Here is a 15,814-nt window from a genome sequence, read left to right as displayed (position 1 = left end):
CTTTTGGTGTTCAGCCCGAGACGGGTTCGAAGCTGATCAGGCGGTCCAGGCGCCACCACTGCCGGCGGCCCGCGGTGTCGCGCAGGATCAGGTATTCGGCACCGCGCCGGGTGCGCAGGTCCAGCGGGCGCACGATCGCGATCCGGTCCATCTCGCCGCGCCGCCAGTGCGTGCGCAGAAACTGCCCGCGCACGATCGCCAGCTCCAGCTCGGAGTAGCGCTCGCAGGCAATCGGGGTATAGGGCGGCGCTTCGCTCACTCGCCCTCCCGTCGGGCCTCGATGCGCGGGACCTCCTCGTCGCCGGCATCCTCGCGGCGGAACACGATCGGGGCACAACACACCGCGCAGTCCTCGATCCACTCGCGGTCGTTACTGACCATGTCCACCGTGGTCTCGCCGGGCTCGCCGCACCAGGGGCAGGCAAAACCGACAAACTCGACGGGACGCATCATCGACCCTCCTCCCGGCCTGCGGGCCAGGCGATCGGCGTGGCAACCGAGTCCTGCGGTGTCCCTTCCGGAAGAAAACGTTCCAGCACGTTGTTGAGAAACGCCAGGCCCCGTTCCGTGGCCTGCAGCCGTTCCGGATCCGCGACCAGCAGCCCGTCCGCACGCAGTTCCGAAAGTGCGGGTTCCAGCATCGCCAGTGGCAGGCCGCAGCGCCCCTCGAAGCTCGCGGCCGGCACGCCCTCCACCAGCCGCAGCGCGTTCAGCAGGAACTCGAAAGGCCGCTCCGCCGTGTCCACGGCCTGATCCTTGTGCGTCTGCGGCGCGGCCAGCCAGGCCTCGGGCTGGCGCGGCTTCATGCGGCGCAGGATCGCGCCCTGATGGACCTGCGTCAGCTTGCCGTGGGCCCCGGCCCCGATGCCGAGGTAATCGCCGAAGGTCCAGTAGTTGCGGTTGTGCCGACATTCCTGCCCCGGACGTGCATAGGCGGATACCTCGTATCGAGTATAGCCAGCCGCCGCCAGATGGGACTGGCCGCGGGCAAACAATTCCTCGATCGTCGCATCCTCCGGCAGCTCGGGCGGGCGTGCCGCGAACAGGGTGTTCGGTTCCAGGGTCAGCTGATACCAGGAGATATGTCCCGGGTCCTGCTCGATCGCCGCCTGCAGATCCGCGATCCCGGCCGCGACCGACTGCCCCGGCAGACCGAACATCAGGTCCAGGTTGATCGCCTCGAAGCCGGCGGCACGGGCATGCTCCACCGCGCTCAGGGCCTCCGCCGCACCGTGAATGCGCCCCAGGCGCGCGAGCATCGCGTCGTCGAAGCTCTGGATGCCCAGCGACAGCCGGTTGACCCCCGCCTCGCGGTAGCCGCGGAAGTAGGCGCGGTCGGCGGTCCCGGGGTTGGCCTCCAGCGTCACCTCGCAGTCCGGTCGCAGCGGCAGTCGGGCGCGCAGGCCGGAAAGCAGAGCATCCAGCGCCTCCGGCGGGAACAGGCTGGGGGTGCCGCCGCCAATGAAGACGCTCTCCAGTCGCCGGCCCCAGATATCCGGCAGCTGGCCTTCCAGGTCGCGCAGCAGCGCGTCCACGTAGTCATCGAAGGGCGGCTCGCCGCGCGGCTCGTGCGAGTTGAAGTCGCAGTACGGGCACTTGCGCACGCACCAGGGCAGGTGCACATACAGCGCCAGGGGCGGCGGATGGTTCAACGCGGCAGTCATGTGCGAAGCATAGGCGAGGGGGCGGGTGGCGTCGAAAGGACCCAGTCCCGCCATTGCGGCCTTGCGCGCCGGTGGTCCCCTGCCGACCGCCACAGCGCTGCGCGCCTCGCGATGACGGGGACAGGAAGCACAGTCATCGCGAGCGCCGCAGGCGCGTGGCGATCTCCCCGGCCTGGCCCCGACGCGGGTCCGAACATGCGCCGGGGTGTCGTCGGGAGGTTGCCACGGCCCCTGTGGAGCCTCGCAACGACGGGAAGTCCCCGTCATCACGAGGCGCGCAGCGCCGTGGCGATCTCTCCGGGTGGCCCCGGTGCCGGACGGCGTGGGTTGTCAGGCCGGCGGGTTGCCCATGCGCTCGCGCAGAGCGCCCCCGAGTTCTTGCAGGGCCTGACCGCGATGGCTCAGGCGGTTCTTGGTCTCCGGGGGCAGCTCGGCCGAGGTGCAGCCCTCCCGGGGCACGAAGAACAGGGGGTCGTAGCCAAAGCCCTCGGCGCCGCTGGCCTGTTCCGCGATGCGCCCGGGCCACACCCCCTGGGCGATGATCGGCGCCGGATCCTCGGCATGCTCCAGGTACACCACGACCGCGCGGAACCGTGCGCCGCGCTGTTCCGGCGGTACGCCGGCCAGTGCCTCCAGCAGCTTGGCGTTATTGGCCGCGTCGTCGCCATCGGGGCCGGCATAGCGCGCGGAGTAGATCCCCGGCTGGCCGTGCAGGGCATCGACCTCCAGCCCGGAGTCGTCGGCAATCGCCGGCAGCCCGGTGTGGCGAGCGGCGTTGCGCGCCTTGAGGATCGCGTTCTCCACGAACGTCAGGCCGGTCTCGTCGGCCTCGGGCACAGCGTGCTCGGACTGTGCCTCGACCGCCAGCCCCAGCGGTTCCAGCAGGGCGCGGATCTCGCGCAGCTTGCCGGGGTTGCCGGTGGCGAGGACGACGCGGCGCGCCTCACTCATGGTTCAGCCCTCTGCGAGCACGGCGCGCTGGGCCTCGCAGATCTCCTGGATGCCCTTCTCGCCCAGGTCCAGCATCTGGTCCAGCTCGTCGCGGCGGAAGGCGTGGCCCTCGGCTGTGCCCTGGATCTCGATCACGCCCCCGGCCTCGTTCATCACCAGGTTCAGGTCGGTCTCGGCCTGCGAGTCCTCATCGTAGTCGAGGTCGAGTACCGGTTCACCGCCGCAGATGCCCACCGAGATCGCGGCGACCTGGCCGTGCAGCGGATCCTTGCGGATCAGGCCCTGCTCGCGCGCCTTGCGGATGGCGTCGTACAGGGCGACGTAGGCCCCGCTGATGGAGGCGGTGCGGGTGCCACCATCGGCCTGGATCACGTCGCAGTCGACGATGATCTGGCGCTCGCCCATGGCCTCCAGGTCCACCACCGCGCGCAGCGAGCGGCCGATCAGGCGCTGGATCTCCATGGTGCGGCCACCCAGCTTGCCGCGCGCGGCCTCGCGCACCATGCGGTCATGGGTGGAGCGCGGCAGCATGCTGTATTCGGCGGTGACCCAGCCGCGGCCCTTGTTCTTCAGCCACGGTGGCACGCGCGACTCCACCGTGGCGTTGCACAGCACCCGGGTGTCCCCGAACTCCACCAGTACGGAACCCTCCGCGTGGCGGGTGAAATGGCGGGTAAAACGCACGGGGCGCATTGCGTCGGCTGTTCGGCCACTGGGTCGCATGCTGTGATCCTTGCTAGATTTGAGTGGGGCGCAGTATACGGGCCGCCACCGCCACACGCAGCAGGGATCACCATGGAGGGACGCATGATCACCAGTATGACCGGATTTTCCCGGCACGCGATGAGCCTGGACGCGGGCGTGTTCGACTGGGAGCTGAAGAGCGTCAACCACCGCTATCTCGAGCTGCGTATCCATCTTCCCGATCACCTGCGTTCGCTGGAGGCCGAGGTGCGCAGCCGCCTGAAGGCCCGCCTGGCGCGCGGCAAGGTGGATGCGGTCCTGCGCGACCGTGGCCAGGCCGACAACGCCCCGGAGGCCTTCGATCACGAGCGCGTCCGGGCGCTGATCGGGGCCTGCGCCTCCATCGAGCGCATGATGCCGAACCCGGCGCCGGTCTCGCCGCTGGACGTCCTGCGCTGGCCGGGTGTGCTCCAGGGCAACGCCGATGTCGGCGAGAGCCTCGCGCAGCCCCTGCTGGCGGGCTTCGACGACGCGCTGGAGGCCCTGGTCACGATGCGCACGACCGAGGGCGCGGCCCTGGCCGACGGCATGCGCTCGCGCCTGGACGCACTCGCCGAGCACGCCCGGGCGATTCGCGCGCGGCGCCAGCCGATGCTGGACGAGCAACGCGGCCGCATCCTCGCCCGGATTCACGAGCTGGACCTGAATCTGGATCCGAAGCGTCTGGAGCAGGAAGTCGCCCTGCTGGCCCAGCGCATGGACATTGCCGAGGAGCTGGACCGCATCGACGGCCATGTGGCGGCCGTGCACGAGGTCCTGGAACAGGGCGGCCCCAGCGGGCGGCGGCTCGACTTCCTGATGCAGGAGTTCAACCGCGAGGCCAACACCATCTCGTCGAAGTCGCATGACCTGGAGATCACCCGCGCTACCGTGGAGATGAAGGTCCTGATCGAGCAGCTGCGCGAGCAGGTGCAGAACCTGGAATAGCCCATGCGCCGGTTCCGCCTGCGTCTGGCCATCTCGCGCCAGGAAATGGAGGACTACTACACGGGGCGCGCCGCGGTGGTCTTCGCCCAGGCCGACAGCGGCGAGAGCGTGCAATTCCCCGCCCGGCTGCTGCGCAGCCACCTGGATCAGCGCGGGGTACACGGCGTGTTCGAGCTGGTCACCGACGACGATTACAAGCTGCGCGAGTTTCGCCGTCTCGCGTAACGGGTTTGCCCCCAGGCCCTTGAAAACGTGGGATGTGTCCCTACGTCTATGAGTGAGTCAGATGACACCCGCACAAGGAGGGAACGCCATGACCATGACCCGTTACGAACCGTTCAGCCTGCTCGGCCAACTGTCGCGCGAACTCGGTCGCATGCCGGACATGCCCGGCACCGAGGACTCCGCCGCGACCTCCGACTGGGCCCCCGCGGTGGATATCCGCGAAGAGACCGATGCCTACGTGCTGCATGCCGACATCCCCGGGGTGGACCCGAAGGATATCGAGCTGCACATGGAGAACGGCGTGCTGACCCTGCGCGGCGAGCGCAAGCACGACAGCGAAGAGGAGAAGAACGGCTACAAGCGCATCGAACGCGTGCGTGGCAGTTTCTTCCGCCGCTTCTCGCTGCCGGATACAGCCGACGCCGAGAACATCTCCGCGCGCAGCGAGAATGGCGTGCTGGAGGTGCGCATTCCGAAGCAGGCCCGCGTGCAGCCGCGCCGGATCCAGATCGAGAGCTGATCCGGCTCCACCGGCCCGGCAGGATATCCCTGACCGGGCGCAACATGGGCGCTGCCCCGGGGGTTCCCGTGGTGGCGCCCGGTTTTTTAGGCCCCGAGGAGGCGCGGTTTCGTGTCTCCCTGGGTGACAGCCGCATCCCGGCTATCATGATCGCCATGACCGCAGGCGGGATCCGGGTGTCACCCGAGGACGCAATCGTTCGAGGAACGCAATGGAATACAAGGACTACTACAAGATCCTCGGTGTGAGCCGCGACGCCAGCCAGGACGAGATCAAGAAGGCCTACCGCAAGCTGGCGCGCAAGTACCATCCGGATGTCAGCAAGGACCCGGACGCCGAGACCCGCATCAAGGAGGTCAACGAGGCGTACGAGGCCCTGGGCGATTCGGAAAAGCGCAAGGCCTACGACCAGCTCGGTTCCAACTGGCGCCAGGGTCAGGACTTCCGCCCGCCGCCCGGCTGGGACGGCTGGACCCAGCACGGCGGGGCCCGCGGGGGCGCCGGAGCCGGGGCCGACTTCGGCGGCTTCTCGGACTTCTTCGACTCCATCTTTGGTGGCGGCGGCATGGGCGGTGGTCGCCGCCGTTCGGGCGGGGCCGGCTTCAACATGCGCGGGGCCGACCGCGAGGGCCGGGTGGAGATCACTCTGGACCAGGCGCTCAAGGGCACCGAGGTGTCGGTCAACGATGCCGAGGGCCGGGTCCAGCGCGTGCGCATCCCCGCCGGGGCCCGGGACGGCTCGCGCCTGCGCGTGCGCGGCCAGGGCGACCCGGGGGTCGGCAGTGGCGGCGCCGGCGACCTGCTGCTGGAGATCCGGGTCAAGCCGGACAGCCGCTACACCCTGGACGGCCGCAATCTCTACCGCGAGATCCCGATCACGCCCTGGGAGGCCGCGCTGGGCGCGACCATCGAGGTCCCCACGCCGCATGGCTGGGTCAATCTGAAGGTTCCGGCCGGCTCGCAGTCGGGCAAGCAGATGCGCCTGAAGGGCAAGGGCCTGCCGGGCAAGCCGCCGGGGGATCTCTACCTGAAGCTGATGGTGCAGGTGCCGCCGGAGGAAGAGGCCGGCGACTGGTACCGCAAGATGGCCGAGAAGTCGTCCTTCGCCCCGCGCGCCAACCTGGCGCCCTGATAATCGGAACCCCGTTCGAGGAGCGCCCATGCGTCGGCTTGTTCCCCTCCTGATCCTGGCCCTGACCCTGTTCGGGGCCGCACCGGCCACCGCCCAGCTACCGGCCGCGGTGGACGGCCAGCCGCTGCCATCGCTGGCACCGATGCTCGAGCGGACCATCCCCGGCGTGGTCAATATCGCCACCCGCGCCCGCGTGGTGGAATCGGTCAGCCCGCTGTTCGACGATCCCTTTTTCCGCCGCTTCTTCGATGTCCCCGAGCGTTCGCGTGAACGCGAGCGCCAGGGCCTGGGCTCCGGGGTCATCGTGGATGCCGGGGCCGGCACCATCCTGACCAACAGCCACGTGATCGCCCGCGCCGACACCATCCTGGTCACGCTCTTTGACGGCCGCCAGTACGAGGCCGAGGTGGTAGGCACCGACCCGGCCACCGATGTCGCCGTGATCCGCATCGACGCGGAGGACCTGCAGGCGATCCCGCTGGCCGACTCCGACGCCCTGCGCGTGGGCGACTTCGTGGTTGCCATCGGCAACCCCTTCGGCCTCGGTCAGACCGTGACCAGCGGCATCGTCAGCGCCCTGGGCCGCAGCGGCCTGGGCGGCGCCGGCTTCGAGGACTTCATCCAGACCGATGCCTCCATCAACCCGGGCAACTCCGGCGGGGCGCTGGTCAACCTGCGCGGCGAGCTGGTCGGCATCAACACCGCCATCCTCGCGCGGGGCGGCGGCAACATCGGCATCGGCTTCGCGATCCCCGCCAACATGGCCAGCCAGATCCAGGAGCACCTGCTGGCCGAGGGTCGGGTCGAGCGCGGCGCGCTGGGCGTGGAGATGCAGGACCTCACCCCGGCGCTGGCCCAGGCCTTCGGTCTGGACCTCTCGCAGGGCGCCGTGATCACCCGCGTGGTGCGCGGCTCGGCCGCCGAGCGCGCCGGCCTGGCCCACGGCGACATCGTCCTGCGGGTGGACGGCCAGACGGTGCGCAGCGCGAGCGACCTGCGCAACCGCCTGGGCCTGCTGCGCGCCGGGTCCGAGGTGGATCTGGACATCCTGCGCGACGGGACGGAACGGCAGATCGTCGCGCGACTGGATCGCCCGGACGAGCGGCGCATCGAGGGGGCGGCCATCCACCCGCGGCTCGACGGCGTACGCCTGTCCGAGACCACAGGAAACGACGGTCGCAGCCGCGTGGCGGTCATCGCGGTGGAGCCCGGCACCGCCGGGGCGCGGGCCGGCCTGCGCCCCGGCGACGTGCTGCTGGCGATCAACCGCCAGCGCATCGAGCGCCTGGCCGACCTGCCGCAGCAATTGGCCGCCCACCAGACCCTGGAACTGCAGCTGCGCCGCGGCAACCAGACCCTCTACCTCACCCTGCGCTGATCCGGTCGCACCGGCGAGCCAGGGCCCCACCCTGCAGGAGGCCAGCCCTCTGGCCGATTGGGTGTTGGACAGGCTCCATCGGCCAGAGGGCTGGCCTCCTACGGTTCCGGGGTTCTGGGCGCGAAGCCCCCGCCCGCGTCCGGCTTTGGCAGGAGCATTCGCGGGCAAGCCCGCTCCCACAAGAATGCTTCCATCGCGCAACCCCCATGTCTCGTCATCCCTGCTCTCCGCTCCGCCGCGGCCGGGTTGCCGAGGGTGTAGGGACGTATGCGAGCGGGAATCCCGAGGCCCTGGCCCGTCCCCTGTAGGGGCCTGCTTGCAGGCGAATGCTCCTGCCCGTGTCCGGCTTTGGCAGGGGCTTCGCCTGCAGGCAGGCTCCTACAGGAGGGCGTTCAGAAGCCCGGGGTGTTCTTCTCCACCCAGCGCTGGGTGCCGTCGGTGAGGGTCTCGCGCTTCCAGAACGGGGCCTCGTGCTTCAGGCGTTCCAGGATGTCGCTGCAGGCGTCGCGGGCGGCCACGCGGTGGGCCGACCAGGTCGCCACCAGCACCAGGGCGTCGCCGGGGCGCACGTCGCCCACACGGTGGGCCACATGGCAGCCCAGCAGCGGCCAGCGCGCCTCGGCTTCGGCGACGATGCGTTCCAGCTCGCGCTCGGTCATCCCCGGGTAGTGCTCCAGGAACAGCCCGGTCACGTCCTCGTCCTCGTTGAAATCGCGCATGCGGCCGACGAACACGCTGGCGGCGCCACGCGCGTTCGCGGGGATGGCCGTCTCGGCCTGCCGGACGATCTCCCAGGGGTCGAAGTCGTCGGTGTGGATCTCGACCGCCACCCTAGCCCCCGGTTACCGGCGGAAAATAGGCGACCTCGTCCCCGTCGCGCACCGGCGTCTCCAGGCTGGCCTGTTCCTGATTGACCGCGGCCATCAGGCGCTCCGGCGGGGCCTCCTGGTGGAGGTGCTGCCACAGCCCGCCAACGGTCATGCCGCCGGCGGGGAGTTCCGCCTCTTCGTTCGGGCGGCCCAGTTCCTCGCGCAGACGCGCGAAATAGTGAACGTGTACGGTCATTCCGGCCCCTGTAAACATGGCTGCGAGTCAAGCATTATAGCCATCATGAACGAATTCACTCACTTCGATGCCGAAGGCCATGCGCACATGGTCGATGTCGGCGAAAAGTCCGTCACCCACCGCGTGGCGATCGCCGAGGGGCGCATCCATATGCAGCCGGATACCCTGCAGCGCATCCGCGAAGGCCGCCATGCGAAAGGGGACGTCCTCGGCATTGCCCGGGTGGCTGGCATCATGGGGTCCAAGAAGACCGGCGACCTGATCCCGCTGTGCCACCCGATCGGCCTGACCCGGGTGGCCCTGGAGCTGGAGACGGAAGACACCGCCGTGCGCGTACAGGCCACCTGCGAGGTGCACGCGCAGACCGGCGTGGAGATGGAGGCGCTGACCGCCGTGTCCACCGCGCTGCTGACGGTCTATGACATGTGCAAGGCCGTGGATCGCGGCATGCAAATTGATGGTGTTCGCCTGCTGGAGAAACGCGGGGGCCGCAGTGGCACCTGGCGGGCCGAACCGAAAGGAGATTCCGAATGAAATGGATCAAGCGCCTGCTGGGCCTGATTGCCATCCTGATCCTGCTGGCCATCATCGTGGCCGCATACCTGCTGGTCACCTTCGATGCCAATGACTACAAGGAGCGCATCGAGGCCGAGGTGCAGGAGGCCACCGGCCGTGAACTGACCCTGTCCGGGCCGATCGGTCTGACCCTGTTCCCCAGCCTCGGGCTGCGCCTGGAAGAGGTGCGCTTCGGCAACGCCGAGGGCTTCGGCGACGAGCCGTTCGCCGAGGTCGATGTGGTGGATGTCGCGGTCGCGGTAATGCCACTGCTGCGCCGCGAGCTGGAGGTTCAGCGCGTGGAGGCCGACGGTGTGCGCCTGAACCTGGCGCGCGACGAACAGGGCCGCAACAACTGGGACGACCTGCTGGATCACGCCGGCGCCGCCCGCGACGAGGCCGTGGGCGCGGATGACGACGAGCGCACCGAGACCGAGACCCGTCTGGCCCTGCAGCGCATCGACGTGGCCGGGATCTCCCTGACCAACGCCCGCGTGCACTGGGATGACCGCGAGTCCGGCATGCAGGCGACCCTGGAGCCGTTCGAGCTGCAGGTCGGTCGCTTCCGCCCGGGTATCGAGACGCGTCTCGACCTGGAGGCGGTCGTGCGTGCCGAGGGCGGCGACCTGGCCGAGCCGGTGGAGCTGGCCCTTGATCTGGGCGGGTTGATGAACGTCGACCTGCTCAATGAGCGCTATTCCGTGCGCCGTCTGAACGCGACCCTGGGCCTGGATGGCGGAGGCCTGCCGCGTGCCGTCGGCATGACGCTGGAGAGCGACGTGGGGCTGGAGATGGCCGACGCCATGACCCTGCGCTTCGAGCGCCTGACGCTGGGTGTCTCCGATCTGCGTCTGACCGGGTTCGCCGAGCTGTCCGACCTGGATGGCGAACTGCCGCAGGTGCGCACCGAGATGCGTACCAACACCGTCAACCTGAAGGACGTGCTGACCGACCTGGGGCTGGAGGCGCCGCAGACCAATGATCCCGACGCCCTCGCGCGCGTCGCGTTCGATTTCTCGGCCAGCGGCAGCTTCCAGGCCCTGGAGATGTCCCCGTTCCTGGTGACCGTGGATGACACCATGCTGAGCGGCTCCGCCGGCTGGGATGGCCGCGGTGAGCGCCCGAAGATCACCTTCGATGTCTCCGGCGAACGCCTGAACCTCGACCGCTACCTGCCGCCGGAGGTGGAAGAGGCGCGTACCGACAACGGCAACGGCGAACGCGATGCCGACGAGGACCTCGCCATCGAGCTGCCGCTGGAGGCGCTGCGCAGCGTCGACGTGGACGGCCGCGCTGCGTTGGACCGCCTGGACGTGATGGGCATGGTCCTGCGCAACATCGAACTGCAGATCCGGGGCGAGGCGGGCGACTGGAACATCGAGCCGCTGAACGCCGCCGCCTACGACGGCGAGCTGACCAGCCGCCTGCGCCTGGACGCCCGTCACGACGCCCCGCGCTACGAACTGGCCGCCGACCTGCAGGGCCTGGATATTGGCGCCCTGCTGGAGGACTTTCAGGGCGACGACGCGCGGTTGATGGGTACCGGCAACCTGGAGCTGGACATCCGCACCCGTGGCGAGCTGCTGAGCGAGCTGAAAGGGGCCCTGAACGGCTCCGGCAACATGCGCTTCGAGGACGGTGCGGTGCGCGGTATCAACGTGGCCCAGATCATCCGCCGCGCCGAGGCGCGCCTGCGCGGCGAACAGCTGGAAGAGGACGAGCCCAACCAGACCGACTTCAGCGAACTCGCCGGCAGCTTCACCATCCGCGACGGCGTGGTCCGCAATGACGACCTCGCCGCCAGCTCGCCCCTGCTGCGGGTGCGCGGCGAAGGCCAGGCCGACCTGAACGACGACAGCCTCGACTACCGCGTGAACACGACAGTGGTGGGCACGCTGGAAGGCCAGGGCGGGCGTGAACTGGATGACCTGCGCGGCGTGACCCTGCCCATCCGCATCAGCGGGACCTTCACCGACCCGAGCTTCCGTCTCGACCTGGAGGACGCCCTGCGTGGTCGCTACGAGGATGAGGCCCGCGAGCGGGTGCGCGAGGAAGAGGAACGCGTCCGCGAACGCCTGGACGAGGAAGAAGAGCGCGCCCGCGAGCGCATCGAACGGGAGTCCGACCGGCTCCTGGACCGCTTCCGCAGCCGCTGATCACCGCCGGTGCCCGCCTCCCGGGCGGGCGCCGCCATGCCCGGCCCATCCATGAACGCCTTCGCCGAGCGACTGCTGGCCTGGTTCGACTGCCACGGCCGCCAGGATCTGCCGTGGCAGCACCCGCGCACGCCGTATCGGGTGTGGGTCTCCGAGATCATGCTGCAGCAGACCCGGGTGGAGACCGTCGTCCCCTACTTCCTCCGTTTCATGGAGCGCTTCCCCGACGTGCAGAGCCTCGCGGCGGCGCCGCAGGATGCCGTGCTGCACCAGTGGTCGGGGCTTGGCTACTACGCCCGCGCGCGCAATCTGCACCGGGCCGCGCAGGTGGTGGTCGAGGAGCACGGGGGTGTCTTCCCCGCTCGCCGCGAGGGTCTGGAGGCATTGCCCGGGATCGGCCGCTCGACCGCCGCCGCGATCATCGCCCAGGCGCATGATGCCCCCGAGGCCATCCTGGACGGCAATGCCAAGCGCGTGCTCGCGCGCCACGCGGCGATCCACGGCTGGCCCGGCAGCCCGGCCGTCCAGCGCGAGCTGTGGGCCGAGGCCGAGGCGCGCACCCCGACTACGCGCTGTGCCGACTACACCCAGGCCATCATGGACCTGGGCGCCCTGCTCTGTACCCGCAGCCGGCCCGACTGCGACGCCTGCCCCGTCCATCAGGACTGTGGTGCCGCGCAGCAGGGCCTGACCGCTACGCTGCCCTCGCCCCGGCCACGCCGCGACCTGCCCACCCGCACCCGCTGGGCCGCCTGCCTGCGCGCGCCAGAGGGCATCGCCCTGGTGCAGCGCGGGCAGGACGGCATCTGGGGCGGGCTCTACAGCCTGCCCGAGGCCGAAACCCCCGAGGCCCTGGAGGACTGGGTGCTGGCCCAGTGGCCCGGCGCCGCGCCGGCCGCCACCGATCACGGTCTGCAGCACAGCTTCAGCCACTACCGCCTGGATCTGCGCATCCGCCTCTTCGACCTCCCGGCTGGCGCGTGTGGGATCATGGAAGGCGACAGGGTGATTTGGTATAAACCCGGCACATCACGGGCGGTCGGCATCCCGGCCCCCATCCAGCGTTATCTGCACGACGATAAGGATCCCGGCAATGGCACGAACCGTTAACTGCGTAAAACTCGGGCAAGAGGCCGAAGGCCTGGACTTCCCGCCCTATCCCGGCGAGATGGGCAAGAAGATCTACCTGAACGTGTCCAAGGAGGCCTGGCAGGCCTGGCTAAGCCACCAGACCATGCTGATCAACGAATACCGCCTGACCCCGGTCGATCCCAAGGCGCGCAAGTTCCTGGAAGAGGAAATGGAAAAGTTCCTGTTCGGCGAAGGCTCCGAGAAGCCGGAAGGCTTCGTCGACCCGAACGCCTCCTGATATCCGGGCTTTTCCGCGGCGACCGGCCCGGCATGCTTGACGTGGCGGCGCCGGGCCGCTTTAATACCGCCCTTCGTCCGCAGGACGAATCCCCCCGCAGTATGGCCGGGTAGCTCAGTTGGTAGAGCAGGGGATTGAAAATCCCCGTGTCGGCGGTTCGATTCCGTCCCCGGCCACCATTATCTTTCCCGTAGCACCATCCTCCCCATAAGCGTCCGCCGTATCCTGCCCGTGGATACCGTGATCTGCGTCGTATCTGCGACGCCGCACCGTATCCGTCGCTCGCGGTCGTGGACAATCAGGGTGTTTCTTTTTGTCGGTAGTGATTGACTTCTACCGTCATAACGGAACAGCATGCCGGCATGGGCAATAGCGCAGAAGCCATCCTCGATCTCGCGCGCAAACGCGGACTGATCCGGTCGCGCGACCTGGAACCACTGGGCCTGCCAAGAGTTGCGCTGACGCGTCTCGTCCGTCAGGGCATGCTCGCGCGGGTTGCGCGCGGCCTCTATGCGCTGCCGGACCGTCCTGTCTCGGAACACACCGCGCTGGCCGAGACCGCGCGCAAGCATCCGCGAGCGGTGGTGTGCCTGCTCTCGGCATTGCGTTTCCATAATCTCACCACCCAGTCGCCATTCGAGGTCTGGCTTGCCATCCCCAACAAGGCCCGCGCTCCCCGGATCGACTACCCGGCCCTGCGTATTGTCCGCTTTTCCGATCCTCTTCTTGCCGAAGGCGTCGAGGAACACTTGATCGAAGGGGTTCCGGTACGCGTTACCGGTATTGCCAGGACGGTCGCGGACTGTTTCAAGTACCGCAACAAGATTGGCCTGGATGTCGCTCTGGAGGCCCTGCGCGAGGCCTGGAGTGAGAAGCGGGTGCGCATGGACGAACTCTGGCAGTTTGCCAGGCTGTGCCGGGTCGGCAATGTCATGCGCCCTTATCTGGAGAGCCTGACGTGAGTCCCAAAAACCCCGCCGCCTCGGTGCGTGCCCGACTGCTCGAAAACGCCCGAAACCACAAGCAGGACTACAACCTCGTACCAGGGAAACCCTGGTCCATGTACACGCTCGCGCTCGAGTCGCTTTTGCGTGCGAACAAGGCGCGGCGACTGCCGTGCAGTCATTCTGCACAAGGGAGCCGCAACGCCGTTCCCGCGCAAAAGCGGCCGAGCCCCTCGGGGTTGGCACCCCAGGTTCCCCGATCCTGCATTACGCCGCTTGCGGGTAGAGCCACTACCGGCTGCGCACCGCGCCTTGTCTCGGAAAACCTGGGACACCAACGCGAGCGTGTACATGGATCAGGGTTTCCCTAACCCGCTATGCCCTTGAACGGTTCCTGTATCGCCTGAGCACCTCCTCCCATGCAGACCAGTTCCTTCTCAAGGGCGCCTTGCTGTTCGATCTGTGGTTCGACATCCCGCACCGACCGACGCGTGATGCCGACCTCCTGGGCTTTGGGTCAGCCGAGCTGCCACATCTTGAGGCTGTGTTTCGGGATGTCTGTTCGGTGGAGCAGGACGATGGAATCCGTTTTCAGGCCGACTCGGTACGGGCGGAGGCGATTCGCAAGGAGGCCAGCTACTCCGGTGTGCGGATCACGTTGATAGGGCTGTTGGACGGTGCGCGCTGTCACACGCAGATCGACGTGGGTTTTGGCGATGCCGTGACACCAGGCCCCGACGCCATCGAGTTCCCGGTGATCTTGCCCGACATGCCTGCCCCCAGGCTTCGCGCCTATCCCCGCTCGACCGTTGTCGCCGAAAAGCTGGAGGCCCTGGTGTCGCTTGGCATCGCCAACAGTCGTATGAAGGATTACTTCGATCTCTGGGTCTTGTCGCGTTATGCCGATTTCGAAGGCGAAATTCTGTACCAGGCCATTCACGCGACATTCGAACGCCGCATGACACCGCTGCCGGAAGGTACCCCGTTCGGCCTGAGCGACGACTTCGCACAGGACCGATCGAAGCAGATCCAGTGGCAGGCATTCCTGAAGAAAAACACCCTGGCACACCTCCCGCTTTCCGATGTAGTAACGGATCTGCGAGCGTTCCTGTCGCGTCCGCTGCGCGCGATCAAACAACGTGCGGTGTTTCGGGAAACCTGGCATGCCGGGCATGGCTGGACGCCTTCCAGCTAACACGCGATTCCATCGCGCATCTCCCGCAGCAGCGGAAGATGCGGCGCCGTGGCACCATCGTTTCCATGAGCATTCGCCGTATTCTGCGCATGGGGCACCCCGATCTGCGTCGCGTCTGCGACCCGGTACCCGACTCGGACTTTGACAGCCCTGGGCTGCACGCCCTGGTGGACGACCTCGTCGATACCATGCACGCCAGCGAAGGCCTCGGCCTGGCTGCTGCCCAGATCGGCGTTCCGCTACGCGTAGCCGTGATCGAGATCCAGCCGGGCAATACCCGTTACCCCGGAGCCGTGCCGACCGGCCGCTTGGTCCTCGTCAACCCGACCGTGACCGTGCTGGACCCAACCCCGCAACGCTACTGGGAAGGCTGCCTGTCCGTACCCGGGCTGCGCGGGGAGGTTGCCCGGCCGCGCCACATCGCCGTGGACTACTACGAGCCCGACGGCACGCCCCGCCACCTGGAACCCGAAGGGTTCCTCGCCACCGTCTTCCAGCACGAGATCGACCACCTCGATGGCACCCTGTTCATCGACCGCGTCACCGACACCACCCGCCTCGCCTTCCTCGACGAATACCGCGAGTTCCACGCGGCACCCTCGTCAAAGCCCACGTAAGCCCGCCCCTGCTGGCCATCCGAATGGGCCCGACTTCCTCCGGCTACTAGGACGGTACCGTCGATCGCCGATACAGGATGCGTAGTAGTGTGCTGAGTTATGTGCAGAAGCTGGCAGGAGGTGAGCAGCCATGGTATTCGGGTTGGTTAGCGACCACCGGAACCCCTCAAGGAGGGCGAGACCATGACCACTCACAAGAGCCAGGCTACTGCGGATCGCACGTCACTGCGAGCGCTTTTGGGGACAGACGAGGAACTGATGCGCACGCTGGTGCGCGAGGCGGTCCAGCAGGTTCTGGAAGCCGAGATGAGCGACCAGCTCCAGGCGGCACCGGGCGAGCGCACCGAGGGCCGCCTGGGCTACCGAGCCGGG

General features: G+C 68.3%; 20 protein-coding genes and 1 tRNA gene. 14 read left to right on the top strand and 7 right to left on the bottom strand.

The window, feature by feature from the left end; translation table 11 throughout:
• Positions 1-10: 10 nt before the first annotated feature.
• The 5 genes from F627_RS0114530 to rph form a co-directional block, all read right to left on the bottom strand.
• Positions 11-259 carry a transcriptional antiterminator, Rof gene (locus F627_RS0114530; RefSeq protein ID WP_018867684.1) on the bottom strand — a complete coding sequence of 83 codons (249 nt, stop codon included), beginning with the start codon at positions 257-259 and terminating at the stop codon, positions 11-13.
• Positions 256-450, bottom strand: coding sequence for a CPXCG motif-containing cysteine-rich protein (locus tag F627_RS0114525; protein WP_026280493.1), 195 nt, complete (start codon positions 448-450; stop codon positions 256-258). The genes F627_RS0114530 and F627_RS0114525 overlap by 4 nt, the downstream gene beginning before the upstream one ends.
• Positions 450-1,718: a radical SAM family heme chaperone HemW gene (hemW, locus tag F627_RS0114520; protein WP_019584464.1), complete on the bottom strand. Its 1,269-nt coding sequence runs from the start codon at positions 1,716-1,718 to the stop codon at positions 450-452. Before hemW ends, F627_RS0114525 begins: the two co-directional genes overlap by 1 nt.
• Before the next feature lie 276 nt (positions 1,719-1,994).
• Positions 1,995-2,615, bottom strand: coding sequence for an RdgB/HAM1 family non-canonical purine NTP pyrophosphatase (rdgB, locus tag F627_RS0114515; protein WP_019584463.1), 621 nt, complete (start codon positions 2,613-2,615; stop codon positions 1,995-1,997).
• Positions 2,616-2,618: 3 nt separating this feature from the next.
• Positions 2,619-3,338, bottom strand: coding sequence for a ribonuclease PH (rph, locus tag F627_RS0114510; protein WP_026280346.1), 720 nt, complete (start codon positions 3,336-3,338; stop codon positions 2,619-2,621).
• 84 nt (positions 3,339-3,422) lie between these two features.
• On the opposite strand from rph, the gene F627_RS0114505 reads away from it, so the two are divergent.
• The 5 genes from F627_RS0114505 to F627_RS0114485 all read left to right on the top strand — a co-directional run bounded on the left by F627_RS0114505 (position 3,423) and on the right by F627_RS0114485 (position 7,541).
• Positions 3,423-4,286 (top strand): YicC/YloC family endoribonuclease, encoded by an 864-nt coding sequence (locus tag F627_RS0114505; RefSeq protein ID WP_019584462.1) that lies wholly within the window; start codon positions 3,423-3,425, stop codon positions 4,284-4,286.
• Between the two features lie 3 nt (positions 4,287-4,289).
• Positions 4,290-4,511 carry a DUF2835 family protein gene (locus tag F627_RS0114500; protein ID WP_018867690.1) on the top strand — a complete coding sequence of 74 codons (222 nt, stop codon included), beginning with the start codon at positions 4,290-4,292 and terminating at the stop codon, positions 4,509-4,511.
• Positions 4,512-4,599: 88 nt separating this feature from the next.
• Positions 4,600-5,031, top strand: coding sequence for an Hsp20/alpha crystallin family protein (locus F627_RS0114495; RefSeq protein WP_019584461.1), 432 nt, complete (start codon positions 4,600-4,602; stop codon positions 5,029-5,031).
• A 211-nt stretch (positions 5,032-5,242) separates the two neighbouring features.
• A complete protein-coding gene (locus tag F627_RS0114490; protein WP_019584460.1) occupies positions 5,243-6,163 on the top strand; it encodes a DnaJ C-terminal domain-containing protein in 921 nt (306 codons plus the stop codon).
• A gap of 28 nt (positions 6,164-6,191) precedes the next feature.
• The gene (locus F627_RS0114485) at positions 6,192-7,541 is read left to right on the top strand and encodes a DegQ family serine endoprotease (protein WP_019584459.1); all 1,350 of its coding nucleotides are present in this window, start codon (positions 6,192-6,194) and stop codon (positions 7,539-7,541) included.
• Positions 7,542-7,933: 392 nt separating this feature from the next.
• Here F627_RS0114485 and F627_RS0114480 read toward each other — a convergent pair whose 3' ends face one another.
• Positions 7,934-8,371, bottom strand: coding sequence for a molybdenum cofactor biosynthesis protein MoaE (locus F627_RS0114480; protein ID WP_018866571.1), 438 nt, complete (start codon positions 8,369-8,371; stop codon positions 7,934-7,936).
• Between the two features lies 1 nt (position 8,372).
• Positions 8,373-8,606: a molybdopterin converting factor subunit 1 gene (moaD, locus tag F627_RS0114475; protein ID WP_018866572.1), complete on the bottom strand. Its 234-nt coding sequence runs from the start codon at positions 8,604-8,606 to the stop codon at positions 8,373-8,375.
• Positions 8,607-8,651: 45 nt separating this feature from the next.
• Between moaD and moaC the strand changes: the two genes are divergently transcribed.
• The 9 genes from moaC to F627_RS0114430 all read left to right on the top strand — a co-directional run.
• On the top strand, positions 8,652-9,140 hold the full coding sequence (gene moaC, locus F627_RS0114470) for a cyclic pyranopterin monophosphate synthase MoaC (RefSeq protein WP_019584458.1): 489 nt from the start codon (positions 8,652-8,654) through the stop codon (positions 9,138-9,140).
• Positions 9,137-11,317, top strand: coding sequence for an AsmA family protein (locus tag F627_RS0114465; protein WP_019584457.1), 2,181 nt, complete (start codon positions 9,137-9,139; stop codon positions 11,315-11,317). Before moaC ends, F627_RS0114465 begins: the two co-directional genes overlap by 4 nt.
• 51 nt (positions 11,318-11,368) lie before the next feature.
• Positions 11,369-12,427: an A/G-specific adenine glycosylase gene (mutY, locus tag F627_RS0114460; protein WP_019558915.1), complete on the top strand. Its 1,059-nt coding sequence runs from the start codon at positions 11,369-11,371 to the stop codon at positions 12,425-12,427.
• Complete coding sequence (locus F627_RS0114455; protein WP_018866575.1) at positions 12,411-12,686, top strand: oxidative damage protection protein; 276 nt, start codon at positions 12,411-12,413, stop codon at positions 12,684-12,686. The genes mutY and F627_RS0114455 overlap by 17 nt, the downstream gene beginning before the upstream one ends.
• Before the next feature lie 103 nt (positions 12,687-12,789).
• A tRNA-Phe gene (locus F627_RS0114450) sits at positions 12,790-12,865 on the top strand.
• Positions 12,866-13,048: 183 nt separating this feature from the next.
• Positions 13,049-13,648 carry a type IV toxin-antitoxin system AbiEi family antitoxin domain-containing protein gene (locus F627_RS0114445; RefSeq protein ID WP_018866576.1) on the top strand — a complete coding sequence of 200 codons (600 nt, stop codon included), beginning with the start codon at positions 13,049-13,051 and terminating at the stop codon, positions 13,646-13,648.
• Positions 13,649-13,928: 280 nt separating this feature from the next.
• Positions 13,929-14,825 (top strand): nucleotidyl transferase AbiEii/AbiGii toxin family protein, encoded by an 897-nt coding sequence (locus tag F627_RS0114440; RefSeq protein ID WP_196801167.1) that lies wholly within the window; start codon positions 13,929-13,931, stop codon positions 14,823-14,825.
• A 65-nt stretch (positions 14,826-14,890) separates the two neighbouring features.
• The gene (gene def, locus F627_RS0114435) at positions 14,891-15,442 is read left to right on the top strand and encodes a peptide deformylase (RefSeq protein ID WP_026280342.1); all 552 of its coding nucleotides are present in this window, start codon (positions 14,891-14,893) and stop codon (positions 15,440-15,442) included.
• 183 nt (positions 15,443-15,625) lie between these two features.
• The coding region (locus F627_RS0114430; RefSeq protein ID WP_026280350.1) for a transposase at positions 15,626-15,814 on the top strand (189 nt) is incomplete at its 3' end.

Source organism: Thioalkalivibrio sp. ALE16, assembly GCF_000381305.1.
Classification (GTDB): domain Bacteria; phylum Pseudomonadota; class Gammaproteobacteria; order Ectothiorhodospirales; family Ectothiorhodospiraceae; genus Thioalkalivibrio.
Note: the sequence above shows the minus strand (reverse complement) of the source record. Positions and strands in the feature narration are given on the sequence as shown.